Origin of the sequence: Pedobacter sp. G11 (genome assembly GCF_003860265.1) — a bacterium.
In the GTDB taxonomy this organism is placed as follows: Bacteria; Bacteroidota; Bacteroidia; order Sphingobacteriales; family Sphingobacteriaceae; genus Pedobacter; species Pedobacter agri.
This window is the reverse complement of the sequence record NZ_CP034190.1, coordinates 1,626,633-1,649,840: the sequence shown is the minus strand read 5'-3', so window position 1 is coordinate 1,649,840 and position 23,208 is coordinate 1,626,633. Positions and strand designations below refer to the sequence as shown.

The following is a 23,208-nucleotide window of genomic DNA, read 5'->3' as shown; positions in this document are numbered from 1 at the left end:
CAATGCTTCGGGTACACTTCGGTAATGCTTCGAGGAAGCTTAACTTTCACCAGTGACCACCTAAAGTCTGGAGAAAGTGATTGGGTGTAGAAATGGTGATGCCGAGGTAAAGTATTGTTTTCAATACCCAAACAAGAGGTGAATCTGTCTGCTTATCTCCGCTAGTTCGTGTCGGATAATAGAGAATGCCTAGCGCAATGGTATGATCTCAATATACATTCAAAAAAAAATCCCGACTTTCATCGGGATTTCATATTTATTTGATCAGCTTCAACAGATAACTACCGTATCCACTTTTTACAAGTGGCGTGGCAATCGCCCGTAGTTGTTCGGAAGTGATGAAACCCATCCGATAAGAAATCTCCTCTATACAGCCAATTTTTAATCCCTGGCGTTCCTCAATGATTTGAACAAACTCTCCAGCCTGCATTAATGAAGCAAAAGTTCCCGTATCTAACCAGGCTGTACCACGACTCAACACACCAACTTTTAAAGTTCCTCTTTCCAGGTAAACTTTATTGATATCTGTAATTTCGTATTCGCCACGTGGAGATGGCTTGATATTTTTAGCGATTTCAACCACTTCGTTATCATAGAAATATAATCCAGGAACCGCGTAATCTGATTTAGGCTGTGTTGGCTTTTCTTCAATAGAGATGGCATTTTTATGCTCATCAAATTCTACTACGCCGTAACGTTCCGGATCGACAACCTGATAAGCAAACACAACGCCACCTTCAGGATCGGCACTAGCTTGTAAAAGTTTAGCCATCCCATCTCCATGGAAAATATTGTCGCCTAAAACTAAAGCTACCTTATCTTTTCCAATAAATTCCTCACCAATTACAAAGGCTTGTGCCAAACCATTTGGCTCTGCCTGTACCGCATAAGTAAATTTACAACCCAGCGAACTACCATCGCCCAATAATTTTTCGAAATTAGGGAGGTCATGTGGTGTCGAAATAATTAAGATTTCTTTAATCCCCGCCAACATCAATGTCGAAAGCGGATAATAAATCATCGGTTTATCATAAACCGGCATCATTTGTTTGCTGCAAGCAAGTGTTAATGGATGTAAACGTGTTCCACTTCCTCCGGCTAATATTATACCTTTCATTTAGATTTCAGATTTGAGATGTTAGATTTAAGATTTTCAAGATCTATCACCGGTTTTGTCGTTAATTAATTTTCTTTCAGCTTCTCAATACACTGAACTAAGCTATCTCTCCAGTATGGAATAGCCAAACCAAATGTATTTTTAATTTTTGATTTATCCATCACCGAAAATGCAGGACGAATAGCTTTTGTAGGATAAGCTGATCCCGGAATTGGGTTTGCTTTTACCTGGGTAGCACTGATATCGAATATGGCCTGAGCAAAATCAAACCAAGAGGTTACGCCTTCATTGCTATAATGATAAATACCGTATGATGTTGACCCTGATGCAATCACATCAAAGATTGCGTTAGCTAAATCAATGGCATAAGTTGGTGTACCCACCTGATCAGCAATGATATTTAACTCATCTCTTTCAGCGCCAAGCTTAAGCATGGTCTTCACAAAATTATTGGCATATTCAGAATATAACCAGCTGGTGCGAATAATGAAGTGTTCCTTCAATAAAGCAATAACAGCTTTCTCCCCATCTAATTTAGTTTGGCCATAAACGTTAATTGGCTTTGCCTCATCATTTTCCGTTAATAGCTTTACGAGATTGCCTTCAAACACAAAATCTGTAGAAACATGAACCAAAATAGCTTGGTTTGATGCACAAGCTAGGGCTAGATTCGCCGCCCCTGTTTCATTCACTGCTTTAGCCAGTTCAACTTCATCTTCTGCTTTATCTACCGCAGTATAAGCAGCACAGTTGATGACAAAAGCTGGTTGCTCCTTTTGTAATAAAGATTCTAAACCAGGCTGATCCAAAATATTGGCCTCAGCTTCTGCCGGAAAGACAATATTGGTAATCGCTCTTCGCTCTGCTACGATCTTCAGGCATTGACCCAACTGACCGCCAGCACCAATAATTAATATTTTACCCATGTTGTAATTCAGCAAAAGGTTTTAATAAAAGATCTTTGTCGGAAACAGACGCTTTATCTCCGGGAATTAACCAGTCGATATTTAAATCAGCATCATTGTAAATCACACCCGTTTCTGAGGCCTTATTAAAGAAGTTGTCGCATTTATAAAGAAACTCTGCAGTTTCACTTAACACCGAAAAGCCATGCACAAATCCTCTTGGAATGTATAATTGTAATTTATTCTCTGCACTTAGCCGTACTGCAACATGTTTGCCATAGGTAGGTGAGCCTGGACGAACATCCACTGCTACATCTAAAACTTCCCCTTTAGTTACACGGACTAACTTCGCTTGCGCAAATGCACCCGTTTGAGCATGCAAACCTCTGATGACACCGTAGGAAGAATAGGATTGGTTATCCTGAACAAAATTACCCGACAATCCTGTTTTCTCTTCGAAAGTTTGTTTATTGAAGCTTTCAAAAAAATATCCCCTTGGATCTTCAAAAACTCTCGGTTTAATAATGATACAGTCTTTTAAACCCGTCTGTTCGATTTCCATTATTTATTGCTGTATTGTTTTTCGTAATAAGACTGATAATTACCTGAAGTTACATTGTTTAACCAATCTTCATTCTGAAGATACCAGTCAACCGTTTTGGCTAAACCTTCTTCAAACTGTAAACTTGGCACCCAATCCAATTGATTTTGCAGCTTAGAAGAATCAATAGCATAACGCAAATCATGGCCTGCACGATCAGTTACATAAGTGATTAATTTAGCTGATTCACCTGCTTCACGACCCAATTTCTGGTCCATGATGGTGCACAACAAATTGATTAAATCAATGTTTTTCCACTCATTATGTCCACCGATGTTATAGGTGTCACCGGTTTTAGAGTTGTGGAAAATCACATCAATGGCACGGGCATGGTCTTCCACCCATAACCAATCGCGTACATTTTCACCCTTACCATAAACAGGCACAGGTTTATTATTTTTAATATTATTGATGGCCAACGGGATCAGTTTCTCTGGGAAGTGATGAGAGCCATAATTGTTAGAACAGTTCGAAATCACACAGTCCATTCCATAAGTATCGTGATATGCCCTTACAAAATGATCAGAACTTGCCTTTGATGCAGAATATGGACTATGCGGATCATAAGAAGTGGTTTCGGTAAACATTCCTTCTTCGCCTAAAGCACCATATACCTCATCGGTACTTACGTGATAGAAACGTTTTTGATCATAACTACCTTTCCAGTATTCGCGTGCAGCATTTAATAAATTTACTGTTCCAATGACGTTGGTCATCACGAAAGCTGTCGGATCAGCGATGGAGCGATCTACATGACTTTCTGCTGCCAAATGAATTACCGCATCAAAGTTTTCACTTTTAAATAATTCCATGATTGCAACCGCATCAGTGATATCTTCTTTAACAAACTTATAATTTGGTTTATTTTCGATATCCGTTAAGTTTGCCAGATTACCTGCATAGGTTAAAGCATCAAGGTTAACAATTTCGTAATTTGGGTAATTATTTACAAAACGGCGGACTACGTGAGAGCCGATAAAGCCTGCCCCACCAGTAATTAGAATTTTTTTCACAGTCATTAAATGATTTTCAGTCGGCTAAAATAAGATAGTTTATGGAAACAAACAACTAAATGACGCTATATGACTAACTTAACTCCTCGCTTAGGGGTTTCGAATGAATAATATAGATGCCCATTTGGTGAAACAGAGGCTTACACTGAATTATTTATATAAAGTAATAATAAGAAATTTTAAAAAGCGGAATAATTAGTTAGTTTAGCAAAAACTTAAAATCGTCCCGATATTTAATGAGAAGATTAGGCTGTCTGATAGTGCTGATTGGAGGAATCATTTGCTTTGCATTTGTGATGTACCTCCTGTTTAGATAAATATACCATTTAAAACGTCAGATTTATTCCGTATTTTATAGACATCTAAAACCCTTTTATATAAATATAATAACGCAGAAACGCTGTCACAGTATGCCGCTCTCCTATCCATATCAACGTCGTAGTTTAACGCATGATGAAGGCATTTTAAGGCATGTGTAACTTGATGAAAAACGCCAATGGATCCGTACTTTTAAATAAATGATATTTAAAAAAAGTGGATAGTAACGGATTACCATGATGAAATACTTGGTTTACATCGCTGCTACAGAACTTTCCAATTCTTTGTACCAATCTTCACCATACTTTCTGATCAGCGGTCCTTTTAAGAAACTATACACCGGGACTTTTAATTCTCGTCCAAACGTACAAGCATCATGGCAAATATGCCAGCGATCATAGTTCAACACCTCGAATTCAGGATATTTGGTGATGCGGATGGGATACAAATGGCAGGATATTGGTTTTTGCCAGTCTACAATTCCCTGCTCATATGCTTTTTCAATGGCACATTTGGTAATGCCGCCTTCAAATAACACATAAGCACATTCTTTATTTTTATCTACGCAAGGGGTCGTTAAGTCACCATCTTCGTCTACCACGTAAACGCCTTGTTCCTCAATAGCCTTAATGCCCTTTTCGTGAAGCAAATGTTTGATCTTTGGATAGATTTCTTCCAACACCGCAGTTTCATCATGATCCAATGGTGCACCAGAATCACCTTCCACACAGCAGATTCCTTTGCATTTGCTTAAATTACATACAAAGTTTTCTTTTAAAACATCCTCGTGCACGAGCACTTGTTCCACTTCTATCATCATTATTCTTTTGCTAACGCATATTTTAAGCCTGCGGCTGATTTTAACTCCATGGTTACTGCACCCACCAAGATTTCAACCTGTGCTTTTACCGGCACACGGTTTCCATCATCTGTCACCCAAAGATACAAACGACTATCCTTTTTAAAAATACGCCCTGGTTTAATGGACGGACTGAATTTTAAGCACCGGATATTTCCCAATTTACTTTTGATGGTTTCTTTCCCTACGTATTCAATTTCCAACGCCGAAACCTCATCCTGGAGAAAATAATTCAATTTAAAGCTATCCCCTACTTTGAGTTTTGATATGTCTAAACTCCGGGCAAAATAATAAGCAGATACTAAATCAAATGTCTGATTGGTTGGGGTATTAAAGTTGCCCCGGTTTGAAACAATTTTCTTAGCGTCCTGGTTAAAACGGGCTTTATCCTGTCTTTTATAACTGGCTTCTCGTATGTTCTCCTGATAAAAATAAGGCAATAAATCTTTCTTGTCGATATAGGAATCATAGTGATCTCTGATTTTGTAGAATACATCGAAAGTGCCTGAAGTTTGCGCATCAACAGTTAACTTATAGGTGGGTTTATTATCAAATACCAGATCAGAATTGGTTACTTTGATTGTTGCCTCCGCGGCAGTGATAAATCCATACCTTAACTTATATTGTAAAGTCTCCCCTTCCTGAAAAACCGCTTCTTTCTTGAGCGGTAATTCCTGGGCATGAACGCCAGTTACACCGATGGTCAGGATAAATAATAGAATTAATTTTTTCATTTGTTTGTGTGTTTCGTTTGTGTACGGAAACTATAACGAATAAATAGCTTCAACGTCATATAACCTTACGAAATATATGCAAAAAGCAAACCAAACTAAATTATTTTATTTCTGAGCTAAATCACTCCCTCCCTTTCAGGGGAGGGCTGGGGTGGGGTATCTTTTCTTTTATATACAGGAACAGTTGAACATGGCTCTCCAAACATAATACTTTTCACCACTGGCGTGAGTAAGTTAGTCACTTCTACATAAGCAGAAACCGGAATATCGATATCGCCACAACCCTTCACCACCACACGCTCATCTGCATAATCTTGTGGATTTATTTTAGCCAATGCTTTGGTGAACATCACCGCATCAAGTGTAGCTAAATCACCGAATACTACTTCGTTCGCCACAGGCTGTAATTTATTTGCCAAAAGCATGTAGGCCCAGGTGGGAACAATTGCATCCGCCGAGCAGATGATGGCTACGTTTTTATCCTGATATTGAGCCCAGTCGTGCTCCTTGATAAATGCCCTGAAATCTTTTTCCCGCAACATCAGTCCGTGGAAAAGATTATCCTTAATATCATAAAGCACTCTTTCTCCTTTATGATAAAAATCCTCCAGGTTTAAAGTGATTAAACCACTATTCGCTACTTTATTGATGATATTTTCCTGAATCTCCATGGCTATAAATAAAAAAACCGTTCCGGTTAAACATCGGAACGGTTGCAAATTTACGGAATTTCTGATTAATAGAATTTCACACGATTGTCTTTTATAGTGGCATTATCAATCAATGCCTGGAAAGCCGCCTGACCTGAACGCTGCCCTAAGCTTAACAACATGCTCTCTTTTTGTTTGAACATGTTCGCAATTGGTGCCGGATTAGTGAATCCATCTACAGTGAATACATACACCCCACGCTCACCTGCTACTGGTGCAGAAACTTTACCTGGCTGTGCACCAAATACGCTACCCACTAATTTATTTTCTTGTGCCACACCTGGAATTACCGGGTTAGCAAAAACAATATTTTGAACTGGATTAACCGGAGCGCCAACTTTAGATGCAATTTGATCTAAACTGCCTTTGCCGGCACCATTTAATTTATCCTTTAATAATTTTGCTTTAACAGCATTAAGAACCAATGGTTGAATTTCTTTTTTCACAGCTTCTAAAGGTAAAACACCTTTTGGATTAACAGCAGTTAAACGAGCCACTACATATTCATTCGTCATGGTGTAGATTTCAGGCAATACATCACCTTGATCCGCAGCATAGGCATCCTGAATTAACTTACGAGGATTATCTAATCCTGCCGCAAAACCTTGAGTTGCACCAATTTTATCGGCAACTGAAACTTTTAATCCTTTTTCCTGAGCGTACTTGGCGAAATCTTTGCCTTTAACTTCGTTAAGGAAATTACTTGCGGCCTTATAAGCTGCTTGTTGTGTTTTGCTGCTTGCCCCTAATGCTTTCTCGATATAAGCAAGTTTTGCAACTTTCGAATTACCCATCTGTCTTTCGATGCTCATGATATGGTATCCGAACTGAGATTTCACTACTTTTAAATCTCCTGCTTTTCCATTGAAAGCAGCATTTTCGAATTCAGGAACCATTTGACCACGAGTGAAAGATGGCAGTGAACCACCTTGGTCTTTTGATCCATCAACACTGTAAGTTTTAGCAAGCTCCGCAAAGTTGCCACCTTTTGAAATCAAGCCTCTTAGAGAGTCAGCTAATTTAGCTGCTTTATCGTCTCCACCAACTTTAGCTGGATCAATTAAAATGTGTTTCACTTTAACTGAATCTGGAGAAAAACGGGTATCGATAACTTTAATTAATTTATAAGAGTTTCCGGTTAATTTCGGACCGTAAAAACTTCCAGCTGGCAAAGCAAAAACTGCTGAGTCTAAAGCCGGATCACCTAGTTTACCTTTTGATAAATAAGTATAAGGCACTTTCACATCAGAATTGATGGCTGCGAAAAGTGAATCGTTTTTAGAAACTTGGAAATCAGCTGCAATTTTTTCAATTTGCGCTTTAACAGCTGCCGAATCTGCAACAGTTGGGCGAATGCTGAATGACACATAATCAAAAGAACGTGATTCCTGAGGGTTATTAAAACGAGCTTTATTTTCATCATAATAAGCCGAATAATCTGCGTCAGTTAATTTTACCGAAGCATCAGCAACGGTGCTGTAATCTAAGCCAACATATTTGAAATTCGCCAGTTTATTACGATTGTTATATTCATCTGTAGCCTCTAACGAAGTTACATAAACCGAGTTACGGATTAAGTTTGAATATTTAGATTGTAACGATTGGTTTTTGATTTCTTGTTGCAACATGTTTGACTGTTGCAAAGCCTGCGCATCTTTTGATTTTAAGAAGTTCATCAAAGTAGCACGGTCTACTTGCCCCGTTTGTGGGTTTGAAAAGTATTGTTTGATTAATGGACTTGGGTTTTGACCTTGTAATAAATCGAACAACTCATCTTCAGAAACGGTTAAACCTAAACGTTCATATTCCTTATTCAATAATACACCAGCCAATTCAGCATTCCAGGCCTGGTCTACTGCCATTGCTGTCATTTGAGGATTTAAGCTTCCGCCGAATTGTTGTTTATACTGGTTTAAACTTTGATCTACTTTTGGTTGAAAATCATCAATACTGATATCATTTCCATCAACCGTACCCACTACCTTTTGATTGGCCGACCAAAAAGGCTTACCCACGTTAATTGCATCGCCTACTAAAAATGCAACAATTGCAAAACCGATTGCAAAGACCAAGATATAGCCAGCACGGTTACGCAAAAATGTCATTAATCCCATATTGTACTTTAAATTTATTTAGTTTTTTTTAAGAGGGCGCAAGATACAAATTTGCCACAAAAAAGAAAACACAAAATTTTATTTATCAAGTGTTTAATTTTTAAGCAAATAGAACTGCTGAAATTAGCGTTTAAGCGGACGATAGAATGAGCAAATGGCGAATGAAATGCAGAGATATTAACGCACATGCGATCATTCAAAATTCGATACTGGTTAAGGAGCAATGCCTTCCTTCATATTTAAATCACCGCTTCCTGTTTCCATTGAATAGGTACTAAAATCCTGCGGCGCTACGAAATTAATTCCATTACCCTCGCTACCATCAGCACCTTTAACATAAACCCTTTGGGTGGAATAAAAGATTTTTTTGATCTCATCCCATATCAATTCCTGGGAGGAGAAAGTATCGCCTTTGCTATTTTTAACAACAACGTTTTTCCTAAACTCCGTTTTTTTATCCTGATCCTTGCGGATGGCGTAATCGCACACCAGATTACCATCAATGGTTCCGTTAGGATTAAAGAAATCGATATTGACGCCCTTTGGCATTTCCTGATACACCGCACCTTCTGATGGTGTGATCTTATCCATAATGGGTGCATTACCTTTTGCTTTTACCCGGGCAGAATCGCTGTAAACAACTTCTACACCAATTGTTCGATCTCTGGTAAAGGTAATTTTATTAATGGCTACTGAATTTGCTTTTTTTAGGTCATCATCTCCACAGGATGTCAAAAAGATTGACCACCCGAGCATCGAACCATATAAAAAAGTTTTCAGTTTCATTAATCTACCCTGTATTTACGGAACCAGGTATCATTCAGTGTAAACCCTAAATGGAAGTTAATGTATTGTTCTTTTACCAGGTTATTATTTAGCGTTCCCCTTTGGCCTACCTCGGTAGTGAAGTTAATTTTATAAAATGCTGATCCGGCATTTGCACTTGGCAATGGGAAACCAAAACCGAGTGAAGCACCCATTTGTTTAATATCCTGATTATTGATCTGAATATAAGTTTTATCGTAGCTGAAGCCCAAACGATAGTCAACACGTTTCATATAACTGTTGTATGAGGTGGCGTCTGGCGTCCATTGCCCGCCTAATGATGCTCCCCAGCTATCCTGCAAACCTGAATTGATATTGTTGATGCTGGTTGCAGCCCATTTGCTCATTCTAAAATCAGCACCTATTAACCATTTATCACTTTGTTTAATGGAGATACCAAAATTATGCGTTAAAGGCAAAGTTAAATTCGATTTACCATTATCAACAGAGCTCAACGTATCAAGCGCAGTGTTTTCGTTTCCGTTTGCATCTCTGCTATATTGAGTGGCATAGAAAGTTTGCGTAGAATTCAGCTTACCAGAATTGCTTCCTGAATAACCCAGTGTCATTGAAGTTTTCTTGCCAATATTGAAATCATACTGAATACCGTATGAATAATTTAGTCCACCTACACTATTTTTATTTTGCAGTTTTGCATTGATGGCACCGGCAGAAGCATACTCAGTAGCTCGGGTAGTTAACAGATTTCCAAAGATATACTCCGCATTTGCGCCGATTCTTAAATGATCGCCAATGCGGTAACCATAGCCAATATAAGCTTTTGATAAACCGCCTTCTCCTTCATACAGCTGATCTACATTTGTAGTATCAATTTTAACTGTATTTCTGTAAGTGTAGCCTAGATCAGAATAAGGAAGAATACCAAAACTTAAGGCCGATCTTCTGCTAACAGGTACGGCAAAGGCCAGGTGACTGAAAGTAGAGTTGAAACTCGTTTCAGTTAAGTTATTTCTTGATAAACTGGTTAAACCTGCACTCATCCCTACATCAATAGTGGTTAATGTAACTGCTGAATAGGATGCCGGATTTTGCATGTTGATGTTATTGAATCCGGTTACTGAATTTACGGCTGTAGATATACCGCCCATTGCCCTAAATTGTGGTAGCAAAGAGCCTTTTATATTTCCAAGTCCAAATCTTGAATATGGAGAGGAAGTGGTCACTTGTGCCTGGGCACCTAAACCACAAACTAGAACGAGTATGGCTGCAATATAATTTATTCTTCTGTACATTTTAATCTGCAATAGCTTCATTTAATCCTTTTAATACGATATAGGGATCTTGTATAATTTGAGGGGCAAAGATGCTGTTTTGTAATTGCTTAAACAAAAAATTAGCATCACCACCTGTTATAATCACCTTTAAGGCACTTTCTTTTGTATTATTTATGGCGATAAAGCCTTCAATTTCATTTACGATCCCGCGTAAAACGCCGTTTTTAATGGCAGTCTGCGTATCTTCCCCATCAGGTATAGCCTCGCCCGGATTCCATTCTACCGAAGGCAACCTTCCGGTAAATTCATGCACCGCTTTAAACCGCATCGCAATTCCAGGACTAATACTCCCTCCAAAATACATTTGTTTGCCGGTGAGCAAATCATAAGTGATACAGGTTCCGGCATCAATTACCAAACAAGCATTTTTTGGAAACAGACTATTTGCACCTAAAATACCGGCCCATCGATCTAAACCCAATGTAGCGGGTGTTTTATATTTGTTTTCAACGCCTTTAGTTAACGCGGCAGTAAAACGGGTGTATTGAGTATGTTTTTTTAAGTATTCTTCCAGTTGATTTATTTCCTGGTTTACGCTACTGATAATTGATTTTTTCGGAGAAAATTTTTCAACTAACTGCGCCAAATCCAATATACCCACCTTGGCTAACCGTTGATGATGAACAACTTCCTTCCCCGCAAAAACAGCTACCTTTGCTGAAGAGTTACCAATATCAATGCTTAAACTGTGCATTTATGTTATTTAACGCAAAACAAATTTGTTTGATATACTTTCTATCCTGGTGATGCAACATATAAACTAAAAAAAGCATTCCTCGCAAAACCCAGCCACAAAGCTATTAATCTTTGTTAAGTATTGTTCTAGTATTTTGTTAAAAAAGGTTAAACAAAAAGAAAGTATTGGATAGATAATACAAACAATACGAAGAGTGTTTCATAAAACCAACGTTTTTTCGCATTGCTGAAATAATAAGCCAACAATACCGACCCGGGAGGTACGCAGAGCAAAAAATGCCAGGTTCTAAAGTTGGGTTTAAGGTAAAAACTGGCCCCTGCTATGATGAACATGAAAAACAGCAATTGAAATCCCTTGCGGGTGCTGATGAAACTTCTGAAAAAGTTTTCCCTCAACTGCAATGAGGCCAGCACGATAATGATGGCAACCGGAATAAGTACCAGATAATCATTATAGTTTACTTTGAAAACGGATGGAAACTTGTTGCCAAGTGGTTTCCATATTTGGTAGAACGAAGATAAATTATCGTTCCAATAGTAAAACACAGCCAGGAAGAAAAAAACTGTAATAAAGCCAACTAATCCTGCAATCCATTCCCTCCAGTCGAACGACCTGAATAATAATAACGCTAAAAAAATCATCAATAGCATCGCCATAAACGGGAAGTAAATGAGCGTACCGACACCAATGATCATTCCAATATCAAATACGGTAGTAATGGAATTGGCACTCTTACCAAGTTTTAGGAATTTATCAATCACCCAAATCAGCAAAAAGTTACAAATTAATGCCGGACTCAAAATCATAAAAGGCATAAACAGGCTCATCCCGGTGATGTACATCAATGCAGGCAGGAAGCTTGGCTTGGTCAGTAAATTATGATTGTTGATGATGTTATTAAAGATCAAAGCCTGTGCAAAAACGACCACCGCAGCTAGAAATATGTTTGTAGCAGCCGTAAAAGCATTATCCAAATCAATATTGATCAGCAATCGGGCAAATGGTTCTAAGAAATCGAAGTTAAGTTGCGCAGGTGTTTCATGAAAAATCGCTATACGCATGAAAAATGTGTAAGCTAAGAGGAACAGTAAGTTTATTGGATTTAGCTGTCGAAACTGATTAATCATGCTTTTTTAAAGTGTAGGCAAAGTAAAGATAAAAACCTGAAAGAAAAAAAGCCTAGGTCAAAGAACAGCAGATAATGATGAAAGAGCAAGGATGAAGGAGCAAAGAATAAGGAGCAAAGAACAAGGAGCAAAGACTTATGCAGCAACAATATGAACTAGTTGCTACATAGTCTATGAAATTGAGCTAGTTACGCTTAGGGCCTGGCGTATTTTTTTACCATGTCATCGATAATCTGGGCTGTTTCATCAGGAAAGTCGAACTCATGCTTTTGAGGATTATTAATCCACTCTTTTACGATCGGCAACCAGTTTTTTGTACTTCCCCATATCACGGGGAGGCCAAATTGTTTGAGTGCATAGGCATTACATTGTTGTTCAAACTGAAAGCGCATTGGTGCAACCAATAATTTTTTCTTTAAATAAAGTGCTTCTGCCGGACCTTCAAAGCCACCGCCGGTAAATAAACCTTCGCAAGTGGCTAAACTTTTATTAAACCTCTCATTGTTAACCGGCTCCACAAATACATTTTCATAGACGTAAGCTTCTTTACTGTGCTTAGAAAATACCTGCCACTTAATTTCGGGAATTTGGGAAAGCAACTTCACCAGCCTTTTATCATCAACTGCTGGGAGGTAAACTGTATAATGACCGAGATTTTCGCTTCTTAGCGATCTAATCTCAGCCCTGATCACCGGTGTATGGATAAAAGTATCGTACCGATCAAAATGAAAACCAATATGATGTTTCGTTGGTGCATAGCGACTCAAAATTAGCTTTCCCCAATCTAATGTTCTTGGTCTTGGAACTTTTTTTGATTTAAAAGCAGCCTGGTGACTTAACGACACACATTCAATACCCTGTAATTTACAAGCCCATGCACTTACAGGCTCAAAATCATTTACAATGAGGTTATATTGTTTAAGGTCGAGTTGTTTCATATCTTTCCTGAAACGGAAAAGATTCATGCTCAGCCAGGTTTTAAAATGATCCACCCCGCCCTTTTTTCCAAAAATAAAGCTGAAGCCATGTAATTGATATTTCACCGGTTGGCTTAATTTTACATCAGCCTGCGTACCACTAACTAAAATATCGAGTTCGCCATATTTTTGAAGTAAAGGAATAATTTCACGAGCTCTGCTAATATGACCATTTCCGGTCCCCTGAATTGCGTACAGTATTTTCATTTGTGCCGAATATCCAAAAATTATTGAGCAATTTCATACTTAATGTGCTGTAAAAGTATGTTTACATCAAGCTTGCTTTTCAAATCTTCAGCATCAGAAAGAATTCCTTCATCCAATTCATCTTTAATAAAATCGAGATGATCATATTTAAAAACCGACCAACTTTGATCTTGATATTCCAAAGCGGTTAAACTTTCTACCCAATCGCCGCTATTCAGATAAGTTACCTGTCCTTCATCTGAAGTAATCTGGCGTTTCTCCGCCTGGTGGATATGGCCACAGACTACATAGTGGTAACCTTTTTCAATAGCCAGTTCTCCGGCAGTTTGTTCGAAACTATTGATAAATTTCACTGCATCTTTAAATTTAGCTTTTATCTTTTTCGAAAAACTCATTTTCTCTTTACCAAAGGCAGTTAAAACCCAGTTTACAAAACTATTTATCAGGATTAGCGTATCATAACCCACTGCCCCCATTTTGGCCAGCCATTTGGAATGCTGCATGGTTACATCGAAAACATCGCCATGAAAAAACCATGCTTTCTTTCCATCTAATTCCAGAATTAATTTGTTTTGGAGATGAAAACTTCCCATTTCCATTCCATCGAATTTCCGGAGCATTTCGTCATGATTGCCTGTGAGATAATAAACCTGAACACCTTCAGAAACAAACTTCATCAACTTACGGATCACTTTCATGTGCGAATCAGGCCAGTAACTCTTGCTAAATTGCCAGATGTCAATAATATCGCCATTCAAAATCACTGTTTTAGGCCGAATACTTTTGAGATATTTTAGCAATTCTTTAGCGTGGCAGCCATAGGTGCCCAAGTGTACGTCGGAGATTACCACTACATCAATGTTTCTTTTGTCCATAACCGGGAAATTTAGGGGGAAAGAATATGTTACCGCTTAATGAAAGCAGTTTAGAAAAATTAAAAATTATTTTACCACTCTTCTTCCTCATCGAGTTTAACCTCAAAAGGACTAAAGAAATAAAGTACCACAATTAATAAACATACGGCGAAGAATGTCTCTAACATATCATCTGATTTTACCTGACAAAGGTAAGACACTGTTTATCAAACAAATGTTACGGCACTGTTAAATTATTCTGCCAAATGATAAAGGATGTTAAATTGGAGGTTTGACCGTATATTACTTCAGTTGGCTCGGCAAATTGAAATAAACAGAAACCAAAAAAGTCATTCAATGAAATGGAACATCGCCCAGCTTCATCGAATGACTTATATTTCTGGCTTATAAAAGTTAAGCAAATTAAGCTTTAACAGCTTTCTTTTTTTTCTTATTTTCTGAATAAAAGCCGAAACCTAATCCAGCTAACAATAAAATTGAACCGGCCAGCGAGATTTTTTCTCCGGCATAATATGATGTTGGGTGGAAGATAAATTCCAGTTTATGGTTACCACCTTCCAGCTGAGCAGCACGTAAAATATAATCCGCTCTAAAATATGGTTTTTCAACACCATCGATATACATTTTCCAGCCCTTGTTGTAATAAACCTCTGAGAAAACAGCAATCACATCTTTGGCTGAAGAATACTCGTAGGTTAAATGATCAGGTGTATAATTGGTTAACTTAATAAAGCCTTCCACACCAGTACCCAATCGTTTGGTATCAATTAATGATTTGTATTGCTCATCAACAATAGCTTCCTTCTTTGCATCGAAACTACTGATGGCTTTCATTTCCTCATCGGCGTTTTTAGCATATTGAACACTTTGGACAAACCAGGCATTACCTGCAGCAGTTGCATTGCGTTGCATTTTATAAGAGCCATTTTGAGGGTCTTGTGTAATGATATATTTCGCATTTAACATATCCAGCACATCCTGATTGATGCTTTTGGTTAACTGATGATCAACCAGCTCCTGAAAGCGCTTTAACCTTGCCGAGTGGAAACCACCAACAGTTTTATGGAAAAAAGATGTTTCTGCACTTTTGAATGGATCTCCTAATGATAAATCGAAAACCCTGAAGTTTGGATCTTTATCTGCAGAAATGAAATTATCTACGTCTCTTGGCTGATAATGACTCGCCAGATCAGATTTACTCACAAAGTTCTGGTTGTTTAAATAACGGCGATCAACCTGCCATAAATCTACCAAAATAAACAAAGCCAATAAGCCAAAGGCCAATTGCATATTCATTTTTTTAGTGATGAATGCCCACGTTAAGCCAAAACCAATGGCAATAAAAAGTACCGTACGCCATGCATCAGCACGTGCAAGCGCTACGCGATCGGCAACCACACCATTAATAATTTCGATAGCAGCGCCTCTGTTATTTTGTAACGTTTGAGCAAGGGCATCTAAAACCTGTGGCTGGTTGGATTGTGTAAAGCTGAAGAATGCAGTTGGCATGATGGCCACAATTAAAGATAAACCACCGGTAATACCTGCAGACCATGTTAATCTCTTCACCAGATATTTCTGATCGTATTTTCCTTCCTGAGCTTCCTTAATGGCCAAAATAGCTAATAAAGGCACTAGCAAACCAACCACAGCTAAAATAGATTCAACTGCTCTGAATTTGTTATACATTGGAAGGTAATCAAAGAAAATATCAGAAATCAGCGGTAAGTTTTGCCCGAACGAAAGAAATAACAACAACACACTACTGCTCAGAATCCACCATTTCCAGCGATGCTGCACAATGAATAATCCGAATACAAAAAGCAAACAAATGATTGCCCCAAAATAATATGGTCCTGAAGTACCTGGTTTATTTCCCCAGTATTGATTTGTACCTAAATTTTGAGCCACATATCCAATAGCTTGTCTTGGATCGACACCCTGAAGGTTTTTCTCAACCGCTTTATAGGTATTGCTTTCTGGCTTAATCATTTCATCGATACTGCTCGCACCACCATATAAATTCGGAATTAAGAAAGTAAAACTTTCTCCAACACCCTGGCTCCATTGGTACGCATATTCTTTATCAAGGCCATTTGCAGGTTCTGCCTTATCGGTTGTTAAATTTGATTTTCCGCGAATGGTTTCTTTACCATATTCATAGGTTGTCCATAGCGTACCTGCGTTTACTAAAACTGCCAATACAATACCCGCAACAACATATGCAATAGATTTACCAAAAACACTCAGTTGTTTAGCTTTAAAAGCATGGTAAAATTCGATACAGGCTAAAATAAACAGAGCGATAAACAAATAGTAGGTCATTTGAATATGGTTCGATCTGATTTCCAAAGCCATAAATAAAGCAAGTAAACTCGCTCCAACCAGATATCTTCCTCTTAAAACTAAAATGATTGAGGCTAAAATTGGCGCAAAGAAACCAATAGCCAGTGCTTTATTACTGTGCCCAGCGGCGATGATGATAAAGTTGTATGAGGTAAATGCAAATGCAATTGCACCCGCAGCAGCCAGCCACGGATTGATTTTAAGCACACAAAATAGTAAATAGGCACCTATTAAATACAAAATTACCGTACCAACCGGATCAGGAAAAATACCTTTAATTACATCGATTCCATAGGTAGTGATATTTAATGGATATTGCACCCAGATTTGGTAAGCCGGCATCCCGCCAAACATCTGGTTAGTCCAAAGCGGACCTTTTCCAGTGGCGGCCTTTACATCCATAATTTCTTTCTGCATGGCTTTTGCCTGCAAAACATCGCCTTGCTGTGGCGCTTTACCCTGCAAAACAGGACTGAAGTAGGCAAAAGTAATGACTACAAAAAATGCAATAATGGCCAGGTGGATGCCATTTTTATTAAACCAGTTATTCATTAAGGTTTGTTTAAGTTTAAACGAACGTCAAAAATAAAAAATTGGGCGGTATAAAAAAGGAATAAATTAAATGTGAGACGAATAAAAAATTAGATTGAAGCCTGGTTCATCTAAACTTAACTCATTTAAGATGTATTTCTTACTAAAAACGAATACCAACCATTCAACTAAACTTTCAAATAAAATAAACTTTCAATAATTTTTGAAAGTTTAAAAATGTTGTTATATTTGTTTATGGAATTAGCAGCAGCAAAACTTAAATTTATCGAAGCGTGGGGCAAGTTAGGTTCTGAGTGGGGAATTAACCGAACCATGGCTCAGGTTCATGCTTTGTTATTGATTTCTCCTGAAGCTTTAACTACCGAAGAAATTATGGAAACCTTAAGCATTTCCAGAGGGAATGCTAACATGACGCTTCGCGATCTGATTGGTTGGGGTTTGATTGAAAAACAACATAAGGCAGGAGAAAGAAAAGAATATTTTTTTGCTGATAAAGACGTTTGGAATATCGCAAGGCAGGTAGCCAAAGAACGGAAAAAACGAGAGCTCGAACCCGTATTAAAGGTTCTCAATGAGCTTTCTACCGTAACCGGAGATGAGAAAGATCCAGCATTTAAAACTTTTAAAAAATCTGTTGCAGACATTAATAAATTGGCGGGTAATGTTGATAAAACATTAGAAACCATGTTAAAAGCTGAAGAGAGCTGGTTTTGGGGATCAGTGCTGAAAGTGTTTAAGTAGTATGGATGACTCATCCATGAAACAAATACCTTTACCTAAGCCTTAACCGGCTTAATTTTTTAAACCAAACTTTCATATTTTACTGAAAGTATAAATATTTAAATAAAATGAAAACGCTAAATAACCATGTTATCCTGTACGATGAGGAATGCCCAATGTGTGAAGTGTATACAAAAGCATTTGTTAAAACCGGCATGTTAGCTGTAAACGGAAGGGAATCTTATCAACATACGCCAGCTCAAATTTGCCCACTAGTTGATCAGCAACGAGCTGCCAATGAAATTGCTTTGGTAAATACAGAAAGTGGAGAAGTTACCTACGGCATTAAAAGTTTGTTCAAAATTATCGGCCATGTTATCCCTTTTTTAAAACCGCTCTTTGCATTTAGGCCATTTATTTGGCTGATGACTAAAATCTATGCGTTCATATCTTACAACAGGAAAGTAATCATCCCGGCAGTTACCAAACCAAATGCCGTTCAGCCCAGCTTTAAGTTAAATTACCGCATTGCTTACCTGTTATTCACCTGGTTTCTAACGGCTTTCATGCTAACGAAATATGCATGCCTACTTACCGATTTCGTTCCATTGGGTGGAAAGTATAGAGAGTACTTTATCTGTGGCGGACAGATTGTTTTCCAAGGTTTCCTCATCGCCATTTATAAAAAAGAAGAACTTTGGGATTACCTGGGACATATGATGACGATTTCATTTGCAGGCTCGCTGATGCTTATCGCTGGGTTGGTGATTAATCTACTCTTTAACTTAAATCCAATTTTTTATATAATATACTTTTTAATGGTTGCCGGGCTGATGTTCCTGGAGCATATCCGCAGAAGTAAAATACTAAAATTGGGCTGGTTGATGAGTATTACCTGGGTACTTTACCGGTTAATTGTTTTGGCTTTAATCTTTACCGCATAGAAATCATGGCTTACAAAAAAATTATACTCGCAGGAGGAAACGGATATTTAGGTGGAATACTGGCAAAACATTTTTCAGCACTGGCAAAAGAAGTGGTCATTCTTGCCAGAAAACCACAGCCAGTAAATGGAAATATTAAAACCATTTTATGGAACGGAAAAACTGAAGATGTATGGGCAAAGGAATTAGAAGATGCTGATTTACTGGTAAATCTCTGCGGTAAAAATGTAAACTGCAGGTATACCAAAAAGAACCGGGAAGAGATCATCAACTCCAGAGTTGTTCCTACAAGACTGCTGGCTATTGTCATTAATAAGCTTATAGCGCCTCCAAAATTATGGATCAACATTACCTCTGCAACCATTTACCGCCATGCGGAAGATCAGCCACAGGATGAATATACCGGAGAAATTGGTTACGGCTTTTCTATAGATGTTTGTAAAGTTTGGGAAAATACATTTTTTGAAAATGACACACCCAAAACGAGGAAAATTGCCTTAAGGATGGGTATCGTACTTGGGAAAAATGACGGTGCGTTTCCAAGATTACTGAATTTAGTAAAGTTTGGCTTAGGCGGAAAGCAAGGCGATGGCAAGCAGTATGTAAACTGGGTGCACGAGCAAGATGCGATTAGAGCGATAGAGTGGCTTTTAAAAAACGAAAAGATTGATGGCATTGTAAATTGTACCGCCCCAAATTCAGTAACCAATAAAGTTTTAATGGATAACATCAGAAAAATTTACGGGATACCATTTGGATTACCAACACCCGCCTGGCTTTTGAGCATTGGTGCAATGATTATCGGAACCGAGACGGAATTAATTTTAAAAAGCAGATGGGTTAAACCAGCAGTTTTATTGGAGAGTGGATTTGAGTTTCAATATGGTAAAATTGAGCATGCGATTCATGATATCATCAGCCTAAGCATTTAGCCTGATGAATTTAATACCATGAATAATTTTAGTTTGTATTGCTTGAACAATATATAAGATGTCAATCATTATTTTAAAAACATTAGTAAATGCACCCATTGAGCAATGCTTTGATTTAGCCCGAAGTATTGATTTGCATGTGCATTCCATGAAAAATGAAAATGAGGAAGCAATAGCTGGATGTACTTCCGGACTGATTGGCATCAATGAAACCGTTACATGGAAAGCAAAACACCTTGGATTTTATTTCACCATGACGAGCAGGATATCGGAGATGAAAATACCGGTTTATTTTATCGATGAAATGGTGAAAGGTCCGTTTAAAAGGCTTCGTCATCAACATATATTTGCACCAAAAGGCCAGAAAACAGAAATGACAGACATTTTTGAATTCAGTGCTCCTTTTGGTTGGCTTGGAGTAATCGTGGAAAAAATATTTTTAAAAAGCTACATGAAAAGACTGTTACTGAACCGCAATAAGACAATTCAAGAGGAGGCAAATAAATATTAACTTAAGTAAAAAATATATTGCTAACAAAAAGCCCCGACATTCGTCAGGGCTTTGCTTTTTTTATTTAACTTCTTCGTAATCTACGAAGTCGCCAAGTTTATCCGTTTTGCTTTGATCGGGTTTTGGAGGCATGTAATCTATAGAAATAGCGCCTTCCGGTTTTGATCGTCTTTGTTGCTGCTGCCCCTGTCCGGTTGCCTGCTGTTGCATTTTGCTGGCCAGGTTATTAAACAGCATAGGCAATATCAATCGAATCAACATTCTGATGATCCAGAGGACTAATATTGCAATGAAAATGAATTTAATAAATGCCATTCTTTAATTACTGTTGTTACAAATATAGACGTCCCAAAATTTATTTTGTTACTTTTTTCGCCTTTAATTGCATTGTTATTACATTTATACTACGCCAAAAGGCCTTGTTAAGTTTTATTCTTCAACGATTTCAGCTACCCTTCCAACCTGTCCATCTTCCAGCCTTACTTTTATTCCACGCGAATGAAAGGCCGCAGATGTAAGTAAATTTTGTACCACTCCATAAGTAATATTACCAGATCGCTGGTCCTTTTTAAGGATAATTCCAACTTCTAAACCTGGATAAACATCTTTTCTGTTTTGACCGTTCATGATTATTTTTTGAGCTTCAAAACTCCGAATAAATTTTCAATTTCGGTAAAATGAATCTAAAAAGGCTACTTCGCAAACTTCTCGTTAAACATTTTCTCTAAAGCAAACATCTCGTCACGCAATTTTGCAGCTTGTAAGAAATCCATTTCTTTCGCCGCTTTCTGCATATCTTTCTTGGTGTTATCAATCGCCTTCTGCAATTCTGCTTTGCCCATGTACTGAACAATCGGATCCGCAGCAATGCTAATCTCTGCATTTTCAATGTATGCTCTGGCCTTATTATCGGTCGCTTTCTGTGAGAAATCCAATACCGAAGTCTGCTCTAAAATGGCTTCGCGAGATTTTCCTACCGTTTTTGGTACGATGCCATTTTCCAAATTGTAAGCAATTTGTATATCACGACGACGGTTGGTTTCAGAAATTGTTTTTTCCATACTTTCAGTAATGCCATCAGCATACATGATTACACGGCCGCGATCATTACGGGCAGCACGCCCAATGGTTTGAATCAACGATTTTTCGGAACGTAGGAAACCTTCTTTATCAGCATCGAGAATCGCTACCAAGGTTACTTCAGGTAAATCCAATCCTTCACGCAACAAGTTAATCCCCACCAAAACATCAAATTCTCCAAGCCTTAAACCGCGGAGAATCTCCACCCTTTCCAGCGTTTTGATTTCAGAGTGAATGTATCTCGTTTTGATATTTAACCGATCAAGATATTTTGTTAACTCTTCAGCCATTCGTTTGGTTAAAGTTGTAACCAGGATACGTCCGCCATCTTTGATGGTTAAATCTATTTCATCCAACAAATCATCCACCTGATTAATGGCTGGCCTAATTTCAATAACCGGATCAAGTAAACCCGTTGGACGAATTACCTGTTCAACCACTACACCTTCCGACTTTTCAAGTTCATATTCTGCAGGTGTTGCACTAACATAAATGGTTTGTGGCGCCAAAGCTTCAAACTCATTAAAATTCAATGGCCTGTTATCTAGCGCAGCTGGCAAACGGAAACCATATTCTACCAGTGATAATTTTCGCGATCTATCCCCGCCATACATCGCTCGAATCTGCGGAACGGTTACATGGCTTTCATCAATCACCATCAGATAATCATCGGGAAAATAATCCAGCAAACAGAATGGACGCATCCCAGGCTGCCTGCCATCAAAGAAACGGGAGTAGTTTTCGATACCAGAACAATACCCTAATTCTTTCATCATCTCGATATCGAAATTGGTTCGTTCTTCTAACCTTTTTGCTTCCAGCAGATGCCTGTCGGCAATCAGTTGATTTTTCCGAATCTCTAATTCTTCCTGAATGCCCCAGATAGATTGATTGAAACGATCTTTAGGCGTAACGAAAAGATTAGCTGGATAAATGGCCATATCTTCTAATTTCTCCAAGGTTTTGCCTGAAACTGGGTCAATGGCTGAAAGCTCTTCGATGTCATCGCCAAAAAAAGAAATGCGATAAGCATGGTCTAAGTAGGCGGGATAAATATCAACCGTATCACCCTTCACCCTAAAAGTTCCGCGTTTAAATTCAGTTGTGGTACGGGAATACAGAATTTCTACTAAACTATGTAGAAAAGCATTTCTTGAAATCCTTAAACCTACGCCAAAACGAAAAACCATCCTTGAAAAATCTTCAGGGTTTCCCATACCATAAATGCAAGAAATGGACGAAACCACAATGATATCTCTCCGACCACTCATTAGCGATGAAGTGGTGCGTAAACGAAGCTTTTCAATTTCTTCGTTAATGCTTAAATCCTTTTCGATATAAGTATTGCTTGAAGCGATGAAAGCTTCGGGCTGGTAATAATCGTAATAAGAAACAAAGTAATTAACCGAATTTTCGGGAAAGAAATTTTTAAACTCTCCGTATAGCTGCGCTGCTAGGGTTTTATTGTGACTCAGGATTAAGGTTGGCTTTTGTGTTTGCTCGATAACGTTGGCAACGGTAAAGGTTTTTCCTGATCCGGTTACCCCTAGCAATGTTTGATAATGTTCATTGGCATTTACACCATCAACCAATTGTTTTATGGCAGATGGCTGATCGCCGGTTGGTTTGTATTCTGAAGTGATTTTGAATTTCATCGTTAATCAAATATACGAGTTTAGGGTTTAAAGAGTAAACAGGAGAAAGTCAGGAAAGTTGGAACAAAAAATCCTCGCTGAGATTTCAACGAGG

General features: G+C 38.1%; 22 protein-coding genes. 4 read left to right on the top strand and 18 right to left on the bottom strand.

All coding sequences use genetic code 11. From position 1 onward, the window contains the following. Positions 1-256 precede the first annotated feature (256 nt). The 15 genes from rfbA to EA772_RS07170 all read right to left on the bottom strand — a co-directional run bounded on the left by rfbA (position 257) and on the right by EA772_RS07170 (position 17,272). Complete coding sequence (gene rfbA / locus EA772_RS07240; RefSeq protein ID WP_124912139.1) at positions 257-1,117, bottom strand: glucose-1-phosphate thymidylyltransferase RfbA; 861 nt, start codon at positions 1,115-1,117, stop codon at positions 257-259. A gap of 65 nt (positions 1,118-1,182) precedes the next feature. Then, a complete protein-coding gene (gene rfbD, locus EA772_RS07235) occupies positions 1,183-2,043 on the bottom strand; it encodes a dTDP-4-dehydrorhamnose reductase (protein ID WP_124912137.1) in 861 nt (286 codons plus the stop codon). Further along, complete coding sequence (gene rfbC, locus EA772_RS07230; protein ID WP_124912135.1) at positions 2,036-2,584, bottom strand: dTDP-4-dehydrorhamnose 3,5-epimerase; 549 nt, start codon at positions 2,582-2,584, stop codon at positions 2,036-2,038. The genes rfbD and rfbC overlap by 8 nt, the downstream gene beginning before the upstream one ends. Further along, positions 2,584-3,636 carry a dTDP-glucose 4,6-dehydratase gene (gene rfbB / locus EA772_RS07225; RefSeq protein ID WP_116169394.1) on the bottom strand — a complete coding sequence of 351 codons (1,053 nt, stop codon included), beginning with the start codon at positions 3,634-3,636 and terminating at the stop codon, positions 2,584-2,586. The genes rfbC and rfbB overlap by 1 nt, the downstream gene beginning before the upstream one ends. A gap of 571 nt (positions 3,637-4,207) precedes the next feature. Next, entirely contained in the window at positions 4,208-4,771 is a 564-nt protein-coding gene (locus EA772_RS07220) for a DUF3109 family protein (protein ID WP_116169395.1), read from the bottom strand. Positions 4,772-4,773: 2 nt separating this feature from the next. Next, positions 4,774-5,547 (bottom strand): DUF3108 domain-containing protein, encoded by a 774-nt coding sequence (locus tag EA772_RS07215; protein ID WP_124912133.1) that lies wholly within the window; start codon positions 5,545-5,547, stop codon positions 4,774-4,776. A gap of 116 nt (positions 5,548-5,663) precedes the next feature. Continuing rightward, positions 5,664-6,218, bottom strand: a complete 555-nt coding sequence (locus EA772_RS07210) for a DUF2480 family protein (protein ID WP_124912131.1) — start codon at positions 6,216-6,218, stop codon at positions 5,664-5,666. A 65-nt stretch (positions 6,219-6,283) separates the two neighbouring features. Beyond that, complete coding sequence (locus EA772_RS07205; protein WP_124912129.1) at positions 6,284-8,371, bottom strand: SurA N-terminal domain-containing protein; 2,088 nt, start codon at positions 8,369-8,371, stop codon at positions 6,284-6,286. 213 nt (positions 8,372-8,584) lie between these two features. Next, on the bottom strand, positions 8,585-9,157 hold the full coding sequence (locus EA772_RS07200) for a hypothetical protein (RefSeq protein ID WP_124912127.1): 573 nt from the start codon (positions 9,155-9,157) through the stop codon (positions 8,585-8,587). Further along, positions 9,157-10,449, bottom strand: coding sequence for an outer membrane protein transport protein (locus EA772_RS07195; RefSeq protein WP_246834064.1), 1,293 nt, complete (start codon positions 10,447-10,449; stop codon positions 9,157-9,159). Before EA772_RS07195 ends, EA772_RS07200 begins: the two co-directional genes overlap by 1 nt. A 1-nt stretch (position 10,450) precedes the next feature. Then, positions 10,451-11,185, bottom strand: coding sequence for a type III pantothenate kinase (locus EA772_RS07190; protein ID WP_124912123.1), 735 nt, complete (start codon positions 11,183-11,185; stop codon positions 10,451-10,453). 149 nt (positions 11,186-11,334) lie between these two features. Continuing rightward, the gene (locus EA772_RS07185) at positions 11,335-12,249 is read right to left on the bottom strand and encodes a DUF6427 family protein (RefSeq protein ID WP_238533713.1); all 915 of its coding nucleotides are present in this window, start codon (positions 12,247-12,249) and stop codon (positions 11,335-11,337) included. A gap of 260 nt (positions 12,250-12,509) precedes the next feature. Then, positions 12,510-13,499, bottom strand: coding sequence for a glycosyltransferase family protein (locus EA772_RS07180; RefSeq protein ID WP_124912121.1), 990 nt, complete (start codon positions 13,497-13,499; stop codon positions 12,510-12,512). Positions 13,500-13,519: 20 nt separating this feature from the next. Beyond that, the gene (locus EA772_RS07175) at positions 13,520-14,374 is read right to left on the bottom strand and encodes a UDP-2,3-diacylglucosamine diphosphatase (RefSeq protein WP_124912118.1); all 855 of its coding nucleotides are present in this window, start codon (positions 14,372-14,374) and stop codon (positions 13,520-13,522) included. A gap of 402 nt (positions 14,375-14,776) precedes the next feature. Continuing rightward, positions 14,777-17,272: a hypothetical protein gene (locus tag EA772_RS07170; RefSeq protein WP_124912116.1), complete on the bottom strand. Its 2,496-nt coding sequence runs from the start codon at positions 17,270-17,272 to the stop codon at positions 14,777-14,779. A gap of 234 nt (positions 17,273-17,506) precedes the next feature. Between EA772_RS07170 and EA772_RS07165 the strand changes: the two genes are divergently transcribed. The 4 genes from EA772_RS07165 to EA772_RS07150 all read left to right on the top strand — a co-directional run bounded on the left by EA772_RS07165 (position 17,507) and on the right by EA772_RS07150 (position 20,379). Then, entirely contained in the window at positions 17,507-18,013 is a 507-nt protein-coding gene (locus EA772_RS07165; protein ID WP_010599689.1) for a GbsR/MarR family transcriptional regulator, read from the top strand. A gap of 107 nt (positions 18,014-18,120) precedes the next feature. Next, complete coding sequence (locus tag EA772_RS07160) at positions 18,121-18,936, top strand: DUF393 domain-containing protein (protein ID WP_124912114.1); 816 nt, start codon at positions 18,121-18,123, stop codon at positions 18,934-18,936. Between the two features lie 5 nt (positions 18,937-18,941). Continuing rightward, the gene (locus EA772_RS07155; protein ID WP_124912113.1) at positions 18,942-19,868 is read left to right on the top strand and encodes a TIGR01777 family oxidoreductase; all 927 of its coding nucleotides are present in this window, start codon (positions 18,942-18,944) and stop codon (positions 19,866-19,868) included. Between the two features lie 148 nt (positions 19,869-20,016). Beyond that, positions 20,017-20,379, top strand: coding sequence for an SRPBCC family protein (locus tag EA772_RS07150; RefSeq protein ID WP_246834063.1), 363 nt, complete (start codon positions 20,017-20,019; stop codon positions 20,377-20,379). Positions 20,380-20,439: 60 nt separating this feature from the next. On the opposite strand, the gene EA772_RS07145 is transcribed toward EA772_RS07150, so the two are convergent. The 3 genes from EA772_RS07145 to uvrB all read right to left on the bottom strand — a co-directional run bounded on the left by EA772_RS07145 (position 20,440) and on the right by uvrB (position 23,114). Next, a complete protein-coding gene (locus tag EA772_RS07145; protein ID WP_010599693.1) occupies positions 20,440-20,694 on the bottom strand; it encodes a DUF4834 family protein in 255 nt (84 codons plus the stop codon). 114 nt (positions 20,695-20,808) lie between these two features. Next, positions 20,809-21,006, bottom strand: a complete 198-nt coding sequence (locus EA772_RS07140; RefSeq protein ID WP_124912109.1) for a YwbE family protein — start codon at positions 21,004-21,006, stop codon at positions 20,809-20,811. 65 nt (positions 21,007-21,071) lie between these two features. Beyond that, a complete protein-coding gene (gene uvrB / locus EA772_RS07135) occupies positions 21,072-23,114 on the bottom strand; it encodes an excinuclease ABC subunit UvrB (protein WP_124912107.1) in 2,043 nt (680 codons plus the stop codon). Positions 23,115-23,208: the final 94 nt, after the last annotated feature.